11 protein-coding genes are annotated in these 11,977 nt (G+C 59.9%); 5 read left to right on the top strand and 6 right to left on the bottom strand.

Annotated features, from left to right (window positions below; translation table 11 throughout):
- The 3 genes from IV098_RS15570 to IV098_RS15560 all read left to right on the top strand — a co-directional run.
- Positions 1-678: peptidase U32 family protein (locus tag IV098_RS15570; RefSeq protein WP_296890712.1), on the top strand; the 678-nt coding region annotated here is incomplete at its 5' end.
- Between the two features lie 7 nt (positions 679-685).
- Positions 686-1,579, top strand: a complete 894-nt coding sequence (locus IV098_RS15565) for a U32 family peptidase (RefSeq protein ID WP_296890709.1) — start codon at positions 686-688, stop codon at positions 1,577-1,579.
- Positions 1,573-2,034 carry an SCP2 sterol-binding domain-containing protein gene (locus IV098_RS15560; RefSeq protein ID WP_296890707.1) on the top strand — a complete coding sequence of 154 codons (462 nt, stop codon included), beginning with the start codon at positions 1,573-1,575 and terminating at the stop codon, positions 2,032-2,034. The genes IV098_RS15565 and IV098_RS15560 overlap by 7 nt, the downstream gene beginning before the upstream one ends.
- Before the next feature lie 186 nt (positions 2,035-2,220).
- Here IV098_RS15560 and IV098_RS15555 read toward each other — a convergent pair whose 3' ends face one another.
- On the bottom strand, positions 2,221-3,837 hold the full coding sequence (locus tag IV098_RS15555) for a hypothetical protein (RefSeq protein WP_296890704.1): 1,617 nt from the start codon (positions 3,835-3,837) through the stop codon (positions 2,221-2,223).
- A 131-nt stretch (positions 3,838-3,968) separates the two neighbouring features.
- On the opposite strand from IV098_RS15555, the gene IV098_RS15550 reads away from it, so the two are divergent.
- Complete coding sequence (locus tag IV098_RS15550; RefSeq protein ID WP_296890701.1) at positions 3,969-4,715, top strand: hypothetical protein; 747 nt, start codon at positions 3,969-3,971, stop codon at positions 4,713-4,715.
- A 565-nt stretch (positions 4,716-5,280) separates the two neighbouring features.
- Here the strand turns inward: IV098_RS15550 and IV098_RS15545 are convergent.
- The 5 genes from IV098_RS15545 to IV098_RS15525 all read right to left on the bottom strand — a co-directional run bounded on the left by IV098_RS15545 (position 5,281) and on the right by IV098_RS15525 (position 10,971).
- Positions 5,281-6,696 (bottom strand): hypothetical protein, encoded by a 1,416-nt coding sequence (locus IV098_RS15545; protein WP_296890698.1) that lies wholly within the window; start codon positions 6,694-6,696, stop codon positions 5,281-5,283.
- A gap of 35 nt (positions 6,697-6,731) precedes the next feature.
- Entirely contained in the window at positions 6,732-8,582 is a 1,851-nt protein-coding gene (locus IV098_RS15540; RefSeq protein WP_296890695.1) for a LysM domain-containing protein, read from the bottom strand.
- Between the two features lie 408 nt (positions 8,583-8,990).
- The gene (locus IV098_RS15535; RefSeq protein ID WP_296890692.1) at positions 8,991-10,271 is read right to left on the bottom strand and encodes a hypothetical protein; all 1,281 of its coding nucleotides are present in this window, start codon (positions 10,269-10,271) and stop codon (positions 8,991-8,993) included.
- Entirely contained in the window at positions 10,268-10,522 is a 255-nt protein-coding gene (locus IV098_RS15530; protein WP_296890690.1) for a DUF2249 domain-containing protein, read from the bottom strand. Before IV098_RS15530 ends, IV098_RS15535 begins: the two co-directional genes overlap by 4 nt.
- On the bottom strand, positions 10,519-10,971 hold the full coding sequence (locus IV098_RS15525) for a hemerythrin domain-containing protein (RefSeq protein ID WP_296890688.1): 453 nt from the start codon (positions 10,969-10,971) through the stop codon (positions 10,519-10,521). Before IV098_RS15525 ends, IV098_RS15530 begins: the two co-directional genes overlap by 4 nt.
- 143 nt (positions 10,972-11,114) lie before the next feature.
- Here IV098_RS15525 and nrdD point away from each other — a divergent pair.
- Positions 11,115-11,977, top strand: an 863-nt coding sequence (gene nrdD, locus IV098_RS15520; protein WP_296890686.1) for an anaerobic ribonucleoside-triphosphate reductase, incomplete at its 3' end; no start/stop codon positions are given.

Below are 11,977 nucleotides of genomic sequence, written 5' to 3'. Positions count from 1 at the left end.
CATCCGCAACTGCGGCTGCATCTGTCGGTGCAGGGCTCGGCCACCAGCTACGAGGCGGTGAATTTCTACCGCGAACACTTCGGCATCCAGCGTGCCGTGCTGCCGCGCGTGCTGTCGCTGCCGCAGGTGGAGAACGTGGTGCGGCACACCGATGTCGAGATCGAACTGTTCGGCTTCGGCGGCCTGTGCGTGATGGTGGAAGGACGCTGTCTGCTGTCGTCGTATTGCACCGGCGAATCGCCCAACTCGGCGGGGGTGTGCTCGCCGCCGAAAGCGGTGCAGTGGACCGACACGCCGAGCGGGCTGGAATCGCGTTTGAACGGCGTGCTGCTCGACCGCTACGGCAAGAATGAGAAGGCCGGCTATCCCACCCTGTGCAAGGGCCGCTTCGAAGTCGGCGGCGAAACCTATTACGCCATCGAGGAACCCACCAGCCTCAACACTCTCGACCTGCTGCCCGAGATGCTGAAAATCGGCATCGCCGCCATCAAGATCGAAGGCCGCCAGCGCAGCCCGGCATACGTGACGCAGGTGACGAAGGTGTGGCGCGCCGCCATCGACGCGGTGAAAAAGAACGCTGACAGCTTCAAGCCCACGCCCGCCTGGCAGGCCGAGCTCAACAAGTTGTCGGAAGGGCAGAGCCACACGCTTGGTGCCTATCACCGTCCGTGGAAGTGAGGCTGCCATGAATCTGAGTCTGGGTCCGTTGCTCTATTACTGGTCGCGCGACGACATGCTCGCGTTTTACGCCGAGGCCGCGAACTGGCCGGTCGCGCGCGTCTATCTGGGCGAAACGGTGTGTTCGCGCCGTCACCTGCTGCGCCTGCCGGACTGGCTGGAACTGGCGGAACACCTTACCGCCGCCGGCAAGACGGTGGTGCTATCCAGCCAGACATTGATCGAGTCCGAATCCGACCTCAAAACGCTGCGCCGCATCGTCGGCGATGGCCGCTTCCTGGTCGAAGCCAACGAGTGGGGCGCGGTGCGGTTGCTGTCCGAAGCGGGCGTGCCATTCGTCGCCGGACATACGCTCAATGTCTACAATCCCGACACGCTCGACGTGCTCGCCGGGATGGGTGCGCAACGCTGGCTGCCGCCGGTGGAAATGTCGCACGCCACGCTGGCAGCGCTGCTCGAACGCGCGCCGGCCGGCATCGAAACCGAAGTATTCGCCTATGGCCGGTTGCCGTTGGCGTATTCCGCGCGCTGCTTCACCGCGCGCCACTACAACCTGCCCAAAGACGATTGCCAGTTCCGCTGTCTCGACCACCCCGACGGCTTGCTGCTGTCCAGCCGCGAAGGCGCGCCGTTTCTGACGCTCAACGGTATCCAGACTCAATCCGCCGGTGTCTACAACCTGATCGGCGAACTGCCCGCCCTGCGCGAACTCGACATCGCCAGCCTGCGCCTGTCGCCGCAGTCGCGCCACATGGAGCGCGTGGTCGATGCCTTCCAGGCGGCGCTGGCGGGAGACCTCCATGCGGCGGACACGCTGACGCACATCCTGCCCGGCCCGCCGGTCGACGGCTACTGGCATGGCCGCGCCGGACTCGAATATGGAATGGAGCGCTCATGCTGAACCTTGCCCTGCCCCCGCAACTCGTCAACCTCGTCGCCCGCCTCCCCGCCGCGCCACCCAGCCTGGCCTTTTCAGCTGCGGCGAACCGCCTGCTGTGGCCCGCCCTCAAAACCCTCGACTGGCAGGCGCTGGTCGGCCGGCGCTACGCCATCCGCGTCAAGGATCTCGGGCTCAGCCTGCGCTTCACCGTCACCCAAAACGGATTCAAGCCGGACGACGGCGCGCCCAACCTCACCATCAGCGCCACTGCCCGCGATTTCCTGCTGCTGCTCGCGCGCCGCGAAGACCCCGACACCCTCTTCTTCAGCCGCCGCCTGGTCAGCGAAGGCGACACCGAACTCGGTCTCATCGTCAAGAACCTGCTCGATGCCCTCGACCCGGAGAGCGTGCTGCGCCAGCTGCCCGCCCCCCTGGCGCGCGCAGCGCAACGCTGGATGGTCAGCTTGCAGCCATAAGCAGAAATTCTGGCTGAGGAACCCAGCCGTCGCTTGTTCGGCCAGAGCCGACGGTGAGACTTCGAATCGAATCGGGCTGCTACGAGCTGCTAAACGGACATTCGCTCGTGACTGCAGTGTGTACGACCGCGCTACTCAAACCCACGGGCTTACCCCGACACGAAGCAGCTGTGCAGACGCACCAAATTACGCTGCAGAGTCCTGTAGAGACATTTTGATAGCACTCGCGAACTTCGGTACTTCGCGCGGCAGTACATGATCGAGCCGGTCAAACCCCCTTTGCAACGCATAGCGATATTCAATTTTGGTTGGGAAATCGGCTCCGACCGTAAGAGATCTCACTAGGTCGTTAGCCACCTGCATCGTCTGTGGATCACGTTCGATATGTTTGTAACGCCGTAACACGATCTCGAGTACATAGTCTTTGAAGCCATCCGCAACCTTGGAAGATTGAACGATGTCTTGAACGATCGATCCGAGTGCAATGGTCGCCTGCCTTGATATATAGAATAGGTCAAAGTCCTTCTGTTCGCGGGTCGATTCCGGAATATCTTGAGTCTTTATCTCCACGCAATCCTCAACCCAGTTCGACGCAATGCGGACAATTTCATAGAGCAAGTAGTAGAAAGGTGTGGGCCACTCATGGTATTCGTCATCGGGCGACGCTTCTCGCATCTGTTTGAGGATGCGCGTCGTGAAATGCGTGAAGTAGAAGAGCCATAGATGATCTTGCTGGCCCTGATGAATGCCCTCGTGGACCATGATCTCGAAGAGCTTTATTCCAGCATGCACTGGACAGCGATACTTCCCCACCTCGTTGTAGTACCCCAAAGGACTGTTGTACGCCTCAGCCAAACGCTGATCCTCATCCAGTGTCCTACAGACGGATTCACCAATCGCCCGATACAACCCGAGCTTGGCAGCCACAGAAACATCCTTGAAGAAGAAGCAAAGTATGCGATTCGACTCGGGTAGAGCGAGGCGATGGCGACCCTTTTGATTCTGGTTATTTTTCAGCTCAACATAAATACGACTGGTGTGATCAGCTAGGAGAGCATCCATGAATAGCTCAATGAGATCCTCACGCATTGCCTGTGGGCGCTCAAGCAAACTCAAGCAGAGATAGGGATGTGTCACCGCAAGGTGTGCAACCAGAGCTGGGTCGTTGGAGATGCTCTGAAGAATCTCATTCGCGTGTCTACTCGCGTGATCTCGCTTCAGAAGGAATGTCTCAAACTGGGATAGTCTCGATCGGTCGTAGTGTTTCGCCTTTAAGTCACGTCGAACGGGCTCACCATGTAGCAGGACTTCGAAATTGAAAACCGGCTTAGGGGCGAACTTTGCTGCAACCCGAGCCAACAGTGGACGATGTTGGCTCAACTTGAGCAGCTTTGATAATTGAGGTTCAACTAGCGAAACGAGCTCGTCATAGCGCTTCGTCAGCAGCAGGTTATCTACGAGCTTTCCAAACGTTCCAACATTCTGTCTAGCCAACTTGGGAGATCGCGCTCGGGCCAAAAGGTAGAAGCCAAGCGCCAACAGCAAGAGGTAAACCGCGCTACCTTTGTCCAAGCCCCATTTCCATGGGCCAAAACTGTAATAGAGCCCAACAGCATCTAGCGCTCTCTTGAAGACCAGATAGTGCGCTATTAGGAAGACCACGATGACGATGAGCCAGTCGAGCCAAGTGACGCTCAACCGGAAGCGAAGTCGGTTATTGGCTGGGATAATTGCCCAGACGGCCGCGATCACTCCCAGTATCGTGAGCAAACTGCTTGTGTCGATAGCGATATCATTCGTCACGGATAATGGCTCCATCCACCAAGGTAAGTCTGCAAGAATACCCGAGCATAGCGAGAGCCCCATTCACTCAATAGCCAGACCCCTGCAGCCACCTCAGGAGCGCCAGTTAGCTTATGCAAATGCACCTACTGATGACGAAGCCTCCCATAGATATTGATAGGTTCACCTGGGACAACCTCCAATCCGACATCTACCTTGGCCTGCATGCGAACTCGATGCGACTCTACCTTGACGGTGTTGTCACTCCTGCACTTAACGCTATCGACAGTAGGCACGATGAACTGTCGCGAAGCGATGAACCTGTCGCTGCCTTTGAATTGGGCGATGTGGAAGCGCTACGCGAATCGACGATGGAGGCATTCGCCTTATCAATCCAGTCGCAGTGGGAGCGACAACTGAGAGAGTTCCTCAAAGGCTGCGCACGCGAGCTGAAGCGTAGCGATGCCTATGTTGCATCACTTGCTACCGACAATTGGACAAAGTTGTTGAAGCGTTTCCAAGATCTTCGGGGAGTGCCTCTACAAGCATTTGACAGCTTTCCAGCCCTAGATTTGTTACAACTGCTGGGCAACGCATGTAGGCATGGTGACGGAGATTCTGCAAGGAAATTGTACGAGCGTTTGCCCGGACTCTGGCCAAACTGGTCACCAGCTAACCCAGTTAGCTGGTCTGAGTCGCCCTTGAGCTGCTTGCCCATCCAGCCGCCGTTTTCACAAGTCAGCCTATCTCGCTTACTTTTAATTCGTTTGGCGGAAGCAGTAATTTGGTTCTGGGAGGACCATAATTACATTTATACCAATAGCATTAAGCGCAAGCACTACAGTGTTGAAGGTGCTCTCGCAAAGATGCGGGACGAACGTGCCAAGCGGCGGCTTTAAGACTCCTGTCAGTGCGGAGACCGACTTTTCCCATTGTTTCACCTAATTGCAATGACGGAATTGCCAAGGTCTGGTTACTGACTTATCCCGGGCCAGCTTTGCGCTAGCCGCAACTGACCGCTTAGGCCGAAACGCAGCCCGCCAACCATGGATGATTGACCGTCAGCTAGCTGCCCCACTGCGGAGTTCACATACTGTGGCATGTTGTAGAAGGACATGTGGCTGCCTCCCTCGACCACATGCAGGGCCTTGTCGGCAGCGCGCTGCGCGGCGTATCAGGTCTTCGGCCATCCACTTGTTGCCGGCTTGGCTGCCAGCGACCATCAACATTGGCTGCGTCAGCAAGTGTTTGACCATACTGCAGGCTGGCTTCCGTAAGTGCACGAGGGCGGCCGATTCATCGCGGCAGCACCCTGATGGCGGCGCGGCGAGTGTCCTCTCGGTGCTGTCCCGCGTACATGGCGCCCAGGTGACGGCAGATGCGGAGATGCTACTGCGCTTGCTGCCGGCGGCCGGAGTCGGCTGCAGTTGGTACGCCCCGTTGCTTGCTTTGGCAGCGCGCCGGTCAATGGCAAGTAGCTCCTGTGGACAGGACCCGACAGCCGGCGAAAGTATCTTTGCCGGCCTTGGTTAGCTCTAGCTTGGGCGCGGTGGCCGACTGCACGTGTGCGCCGCTGACCAGCACTTTGCCGTCCTTGTCGATCACGTGGTACAGCGCCTCGACGTGCGCGGCGGCCAGAATCTTCTGACTCGTCCAGGCCGACGTCTTGGTGATCTGCACGTCCTGGGCAGAGACCACCAACTGCAGGCGCGGCTTGTTCTTCCACTTATTGTCGAAATCGGCCCACACAAGAGCCTCGATGACTTCCACCCCACGCGTCTTCAGTGAATCGAGGAAGGTCTTGACCCGCTTGACCGCCGGCTCCACGAGTTGAAGATCCATCACCAGCGGCTGGAAGCCTTTGACTTTGCGATCTGCTGCTGCGATGGTTGCCGCAGACCGATCTTCCTTTGGTTTGGCCTTCTCCGCTGCCAGATTTTCTTTGGCCGAGTTCAGCTGAGATGTCAGAGCGGACATCTTCCCGTCGTAGGTGTCCGCAAAAGCGATCAGCGTGTTCAGCGAATCAGACAAGGCAGACGAGTCCATGCCCAGGCGAAGGGACGTCTCTAGGTCTGTGTTGGCCAATTGAGTGGGACAGCGCGCTGCGATGGATTTCTCGATCAGGACCGCACGGGAGGCGTTGGCGGTGATCGCAAAGCCATAGTCCGGCCGAAAAGCCTTGGACAGTTCCTGCACGGTGCCAATCAAGTAGCGTGCAACTTGCAGCCCGGCTACCACAGCGGCTGCCGACTGCAGCGACACCCCGTCTAGCGTTGTTTTCTGGTCATCGGCGTACTTCTTAAGGGAATCCACCTCGGCCTTGAAGAGTCTGCTACGCACAACCTTCTCATCGAAGCCAGCTGGGGCAATGTAAGCGTCCTCGATCTTCGCCGCCTTCAGGTCCTCGCAAATCTGATTGGCAATCTTGAGGGCGGCCCAGGCGCTGCCAGAGCGCGTAGCAAGCAGCTGCGTCGTGCTGCCATCGGTAATGCTGATCGCGCCCTCCTTGCCGATATTGGGCGCATCGCCGAAGGCGTCTTTCAACTTGGCGGCCAGCAGTAGGTCGTTGGTAATCTGCGCCCCAGAGACTGCACCCGCCGCTTGTAGATCCTGCAAATTATCAGCATCGGCTTGGCGCGCGAGTAAGCGTTGTGCAGCCACCTCCTTCCGAGACTGATCCAGCGTCTGGAGCTCGGCATCCTTGATGTTCTGATCGGCCTGTAGCAGCTTAAGCTGTAGCTCCTTGAGCTTGATCTGGGCTTCCAGTGCTGCGGTGTCGTCCGCTGGCGTCTGTGCATGGGCGTGCAGTGCGCCCCCCAACAGCAGCATGGCAACGACATGGCGAGCCTTCACCTGTTGAATTGCTATCGTTCGCTTCATCGTTCGCTCCCTCTTATTGAAAAATGTTGGAAGAATCAGTTGGCCGGTGCCTCCAACAGCTTCTGCCACGTGACGTTGAAGCGCATGCTACCCTTTTGGGTTAAGGCGCGCATCGCCTTGATGCGCGTCTTTTGCCGGCTCTGCCATAGCGAGCGCTCTTCATCGGTGACCGGCGGGGGGGCGATATAGGCCTCGCGCGCCGCCAACAGCCACGCTACGCGCGGCGTCGAGAAGCTGGTGCCGCAGAACTTCGTTTCGGAGATCTCGCCTGGATAGCCCACACCCAGTACATCGACGCCCTCGGCTTGGGAGAAGTGGCTTGAGGAGCATAGGTATTTGGCTCCGTCGCTGTTCTCAACCGCGATCACGTCGCCAGGGTTGGTGCTGCGGTAGGCGAACTGCACCCGCTTTTCATGCACATTCACAGTCTCCCTGTTGCCTGCGGCTGCCAGCATCAGCCCGTAGCTATACTCCGGAAAGTAGATTTGCCAGGCCAACTCCCGTGCCGTCCAGGACATGGAGAGGAAATGCGGCGACTGGGACGCGTCGGAATGCATCCTTAGAAAGAAAGCTAGCTGCTCGATGAGCGCCTGGTCCGTCAGGATGTTGTTGGGCCCGGTGGGACTGAAAGGGTTGAGGAAGGGCGAGATTTTGCCCTTCTCATCGGCGAAACCCTTAGCGGCAAAGCTGCGCGCGGTGTCGATCTGGTCTTTCTGCGGGGCAGCCCACACCAGCTGGGTGCTGAAGTTATTGGACTTTATGCGCGCCAGGTAAGCCAAGTACAGGATCTCGCGCAGCAGCGGATAGGAGCCGTCCTGCGCCGTGCCCATCGGGATGAACACCACTTTCACCCCCTGGCCCTTGTCGTTGCAGCTCAAGGATCGCAGGCTCGCCTTGATGGCGGCCGCATGTGTCCTCAGGGCGGGATAAGGCGCGATGCCGGCCGGGAACGATGTGCCCTTCATCTTCGAGAGCGCGTCGATGTCGCCCAGGGTCGGCGTGGCCCCGTCCAGCTTGAACTTGGCACGGATTAGCTTCGAGGCATTGATGACGAAGTCACGTGCCTTCATAAATTCTTCGTCATCGGGCCATGCGTCATCCAGCACCACAACCGTCGCCTGAGTGCGAGGCTTGCTGGCCAGGATGCTCGCCAGCGCCGGATCGATAGCTGGACAGCCATCGCCGACCGGCGCCGGGGCAGGCTCTGCGCTGAGCTCCACCGTCAAGGGAACGCGCATGGCCGCGAAGCGGAATTCACTGGGAACGTCCTCGTCTAGCGGTGCTGCAAAGGACAGCGCCACTTCCAGCGGTAGCCGGCGAATCTGCATCACCGACTGGGAGCCCACGCGTCCCAGCTCCGAGACGACGGGCGTACCGACCAGCGCATTCTTGCTGGAGTCCCAAGCGTTAGCGCCGAGGTCTAGCATGGAGATCTTTGGGGATACGTTCAACACATTAAAGGCCGAGGGTTGGCTCTTGGCCGTGCGTGGCAGGTCCGGAACGATCAGCGTGCCCGGTTTTAGATCGGTGTCCTTGACCAGATTGTTCGCCTGCTTGATCTGCTCGACCAACGCCCCATAGACAGCCGGCGTCCAGGTTCTGCTGACGTTGAAATGCCGGCGAACCACGTCAGACAGCGTGTCATTGACCTTGACCTGCACGCTGCGTGGAAGCGATTTGGTCACCAGCGCCTTGAACGTCTCGGCCGAGAACTTCGGGTTGTGCAGATCGGCTGGTACCACACGCCACAGAAGGATGCCACCGTCGTCAGCGGGTGGGGTAATTGGGATATTTGTCTGCGCCCATGCAGCGTTCGCTGCGCCTAGAGAAAGCGCCAGGACAAGGTATCGGCACCTGTATGCACAAGCCAGGCCGGTTGTTTTCATGAGCACTCCCTCGCCCTCACCCGGAACGGTAGGCGAACCCAATTTATCACGAATCATGATGTGGCCATTCTGAAAGCTGTTGAACTTCCGGCCGAACCCAGCCCGAAAGGCGTGTTTCCGGGCGGACCAGCTCCAGCGGCGGCCCTGTTGGCGGCACTAGCACGAAGGCCGACCGGTCCCGCGTCTGTTGATTCATGCGGTAGACCAAGGAACGGTTGGGGGTCAAGGCGGTCGCTCTGCGGAGCAAACCCCTTTATCTCCATCGTTGACTGGTAGGCGTCGAACACCGGACAAATGGAACAGCCAGCTTGAGAGGTCGCTTCGGCCGATAACCAGACATCAGCTCGATCGACCTTAAAGACAGCTTCGGGCCGGCAAAATCCGGCCGCCCACCACAAGACCGAACCGCTAGTAAAAGTCTCCGCCATGCGCAATAAACCGCCGCACCGCTGACAGCAGATTGATCCACAGCACCACCGCTGACAGCGCCAGCACCCCGCCCGCCGCAATCCCCAGTTGCGGCCAGAACGGGACCCCGAGCAGCAGCACGCATGCGATCAGGTGGAGCCTGAACTGCCCGCGCATCCAGCGTTCCGCAATCATGTCCTTCATGGTTGGAATGCTGCCTGCCGTTGCCTGCAACTGCGCCTGCAGATGAAACCAGGCGAGAAAGGGCACGATCTTGTAGAGCATGCCGTTCACCACGCTGGCAGCGAAACCGCCGATGAAAAGAGTTCCCAGCAGCAGTGGATAGGCGTCGCTGTCGGCCCAGGCTGGCCAGGCTTGCGCGACGATCCACACGGCGACGCTGGCGATGAGGCTGGCCATGCCGAGGCGCCAGTAGTCGAGGGTGACGTCGGGCAGTTTTCTGCGGCGACGGGATTGCAGATGGAGGGTGGCTGCGACAAACAGCAAGATGCCGGCGGCAAGCAAGGCATCGACGATGCGAGCGGCAACGGGCGGCAACACCGGCGCCGCGGCGTGCAGCAGCAGCAACGCGAACAGCGCGCCGGCCAGCCAGCGGCTGAGCCGGGGCGGATACGGCGGCGTGAGCTGGAACATCGGCACCACTTGATATGCGACGCCGACCACCAGCAGAAGCACCCAGCCGACGAGGCCAAAACTGACGTGCGCATTGATCGCGGATTCGATGGCGGGCGGCGTCCACCAGCCTGCGCGCAGCAGGGCCAGTGCCACGCCGAGCAGGATCGTGAGGGTGAGGCCCAGCACCGCGAAGCGGATGCCGTTGACGGTGACGCCAGCGACGGCGCGAGCAAGGCTGGTGGCGGCGGCCACGAGAAAGACGGCGAAGCAGACGCCCAGCAGAACGACGCCGCTGCCGTAGGCGGCTGCCTTACCCGTCAGGAATCCCGTCATCAAGGCCGCGGTCCCCAGCACCAGCGAAACGTGACTGATCCGGGCAACCAGATGCAGCGCCGGCAGGGGCGAGCCGGCCACCACCGGCAGCATCTGCATCAAGGCGCCGAGCATGACCATGGCGAGAAAGCCCAGTGTGAGCGCATGGGTCAGCGCCAGCACCTGCGGCGTCCAGCGCGAAGCCAGCGCGTCGGGCGACAGCGCGATCAGGATGGCAGCGGCGATCAGGAACAGCGGCGCAGTGAGAAAAAATCGCAGCGGCAGCGAGAACTGTGGTGCCTGTTCGAACGAAAGGCCCGCGGGCTGGCTCATCCGCCCTGCCCGCCTGCTGCGTCGGCCGGGTTGATCAGGATGACGTAGCTGCCGTCGGCTTCCATCCGCGTGGCGTGGCGATAACCGTGTTCGGCCAGAATGGGGTAGAGCGGAAACGGCTCGCGGTGCAGCAGCAGCCGGATCGTCTGGCCTGGGCGCAGCAGGGACAGCGTCTGCATCACTCTTTCCATCGGCTCCGGCGGTTCCAGGCCGCGCGCATCGACGAGGATTTCGTGCGCGGAAATGCTCATGTTTCGTCCTGGCTGCCGCTGGCCTGCATGGCGCGGATCAGGGATTCGCGCTCGCTGCCCAGTACCCGGTCGGACATGGGATACAGCATGTTCTCTTCCTTCAGGTTGTGCTGTTGCATCAGCATGTTGAGCGTTTCCGACAGCCCCAGAAAGCTATTTTGATTGGCGGCCGCAACGGCATCTTGCATGCCCTGCAACAGGTCGCGCATCTGCGCGTGCTCCATGCGCATGACCTGGGTCGGTCCCGTGCTCATGCCGGTGCGCGATTCGAAGGCAGGAAACAACAGCGTTTCCTCCATCGTGAAGTGGTGCGCCATCGCGGCTTGAAAACGGCCGAATTGTTCGCGTGCGCTGTCCCAGTTTTTTTGCGCCACGGCAGCTTCGGCGGAAGCGAACAAATCGTCGCAAGCGTGATGATCGCTGCCCAGAAAATCCAGAATTGTGTTCATGACCTGGCTCCTTCAAGTGCTTGAAATGACGTGCTCATCAGTTTATCAGGATATCCTAACCTGAATATATCCTTGACATGAACACAATATGTCGTATGTTGACTCCATTGAAAACACTAAATGTTGTTCACAAGGAGGCTGGAATGGATTCTGTAGCAGAGGGGCTGCTCCGCGAAGTCGTCAAGCGCGATGGTCATCGCGCCGCGTTCGACTCAACCAAGATCCGTTCCGCCATTGTGCGCGCCGGACAGGCCAGCGGCGAATTCGGCGAGGCCGAGGCGGACCTGCTCACCGCCCAGGTGGTCAAGGTGCTGATGCACAGTTTCCGCAACGCGCCGCCGGACATCGAGCGCATCCAGGACGTAGTCGAGCAGAGCCTGATTGCCTCCAATCATTTCCAGACTGCGCGCGCCTACATCGCCTATCGCGAAAGCCACAAGAAGCTGCGCGAAGATCGCAAAACGCTGGTCGATGTGGAGGCGTCGATCAACGAATACCTGTCGCAGCAGGACTGGCGGGTCAACGCCAATGCCAACCAGGGCTATTCGCTGGGCGGGCTGATCCTCAACGTGTCGGGCAAGGTGGTGGCCAACTACTGGCTCAACCACGTCTATCCGCCCGAGCTCGGCGAGGCGCATCGCGACGGCTCGATCCACGTCCACGACCTCGACATGCTGGCCGGCTACTGCGCCGGTTGGTCGCTGCGCACGCTGCTGCACGAAGGCCTCAACGGCGTGCCGGGCAAGGTCGAGGCGGGGCCGCCCAAGCACATGTCGAGTGCGGTCGGCCAGATCGTCAACTTCTTGGGTACGCTGCAGAACGAATGGGCCGGCGCGCAGGCGTTTTCGTCGTTCGACACCTACATGGCGCCCTTCATCCGCAACGACGCGATGAGCTACGAGACGGTGAAGCAGTGCATCCAGGAACTGATCTACAACCTCAACGTGCCGTCGCGCTGGGGCACGCAGACGCCGTTCACCAACCTCACCTTCGACTGGACCTGCCC

The sequence above is a fragment of the Thiobacillus sp. genome (assembly GCF_018780105.1).
Taxonomy (GTDB): Bacteria; Pseudomonadota; Gammaproteobacteria; order Burkholderiales; family Thiobacillaceae; genus Thiobacillus.
This window is presented reverse-complemented; position numbering and strand designations above follow the sequence as displayed.

What these genes read in the sequence shown, in the direction of transcription:
- IV098_RS15525 (WP_296890688.1), bottom strand. Translation starts at nt 10,971, where the DNA reads ATGAACACAATTCTGGATTTTCTGGGCAGCGATCATCACGCTTGCGAC.
- IV098_RS15535 (WP_296890692.1), bottom strand. Translation starts at nt 10,271, where the DNA reads ATGAGCCAGCCCGCGGGCCTTTCGTTCGAACAGGCACCACAGTTCTCG.
- IV098_RS15550 (WP_296890701.1), top strand. Translation starts at nt 3,969, where the DNA reads ATGACGAAGCCTCCCATAGATATTGATAGGTTCACCTGGGACAACCTC.
- IV098_RS15540 (WP_296890695.1), bottom strand. Translation starts at nt 8,582, where the DNA reads ATGAAAACAACCGGCCTGGCTTGTGCATACAGGTGCCGATACCTTGTC.
- IV098_RS15565 (WP_296890709.1), top strand. Translation starts at nt 686, where the DNA reads ATGAATCTGAGTCTGGGTCCGTTGCTCTATTACTGGTCGCGCGACGAC.
- IV098_RS15560 (WP_296890707.1), top strand. Translation starts at nt 1,573, where the DNA reads ATGCTGAACCTTGCCCTGCCCCCGCAACTCGTCAACCTCGTCGCCCGC.
- IV098_RS15530 (WP_296890690.1), bottom strand. Translation starts at nt 10,522, where the DNA reads ATGAGCATTTCCGCGCACGAAATCCTCGTCGATGCGCGCGGCCTGGAA.
- IV098_RS15545 (WP_296890698.1), bottom strand. Translation starts at nt 6,696, where the DNA reads ATGAAGCGAACGATAGCAATTCAACAGGTGAAGGCTCGCCATGTCGTT.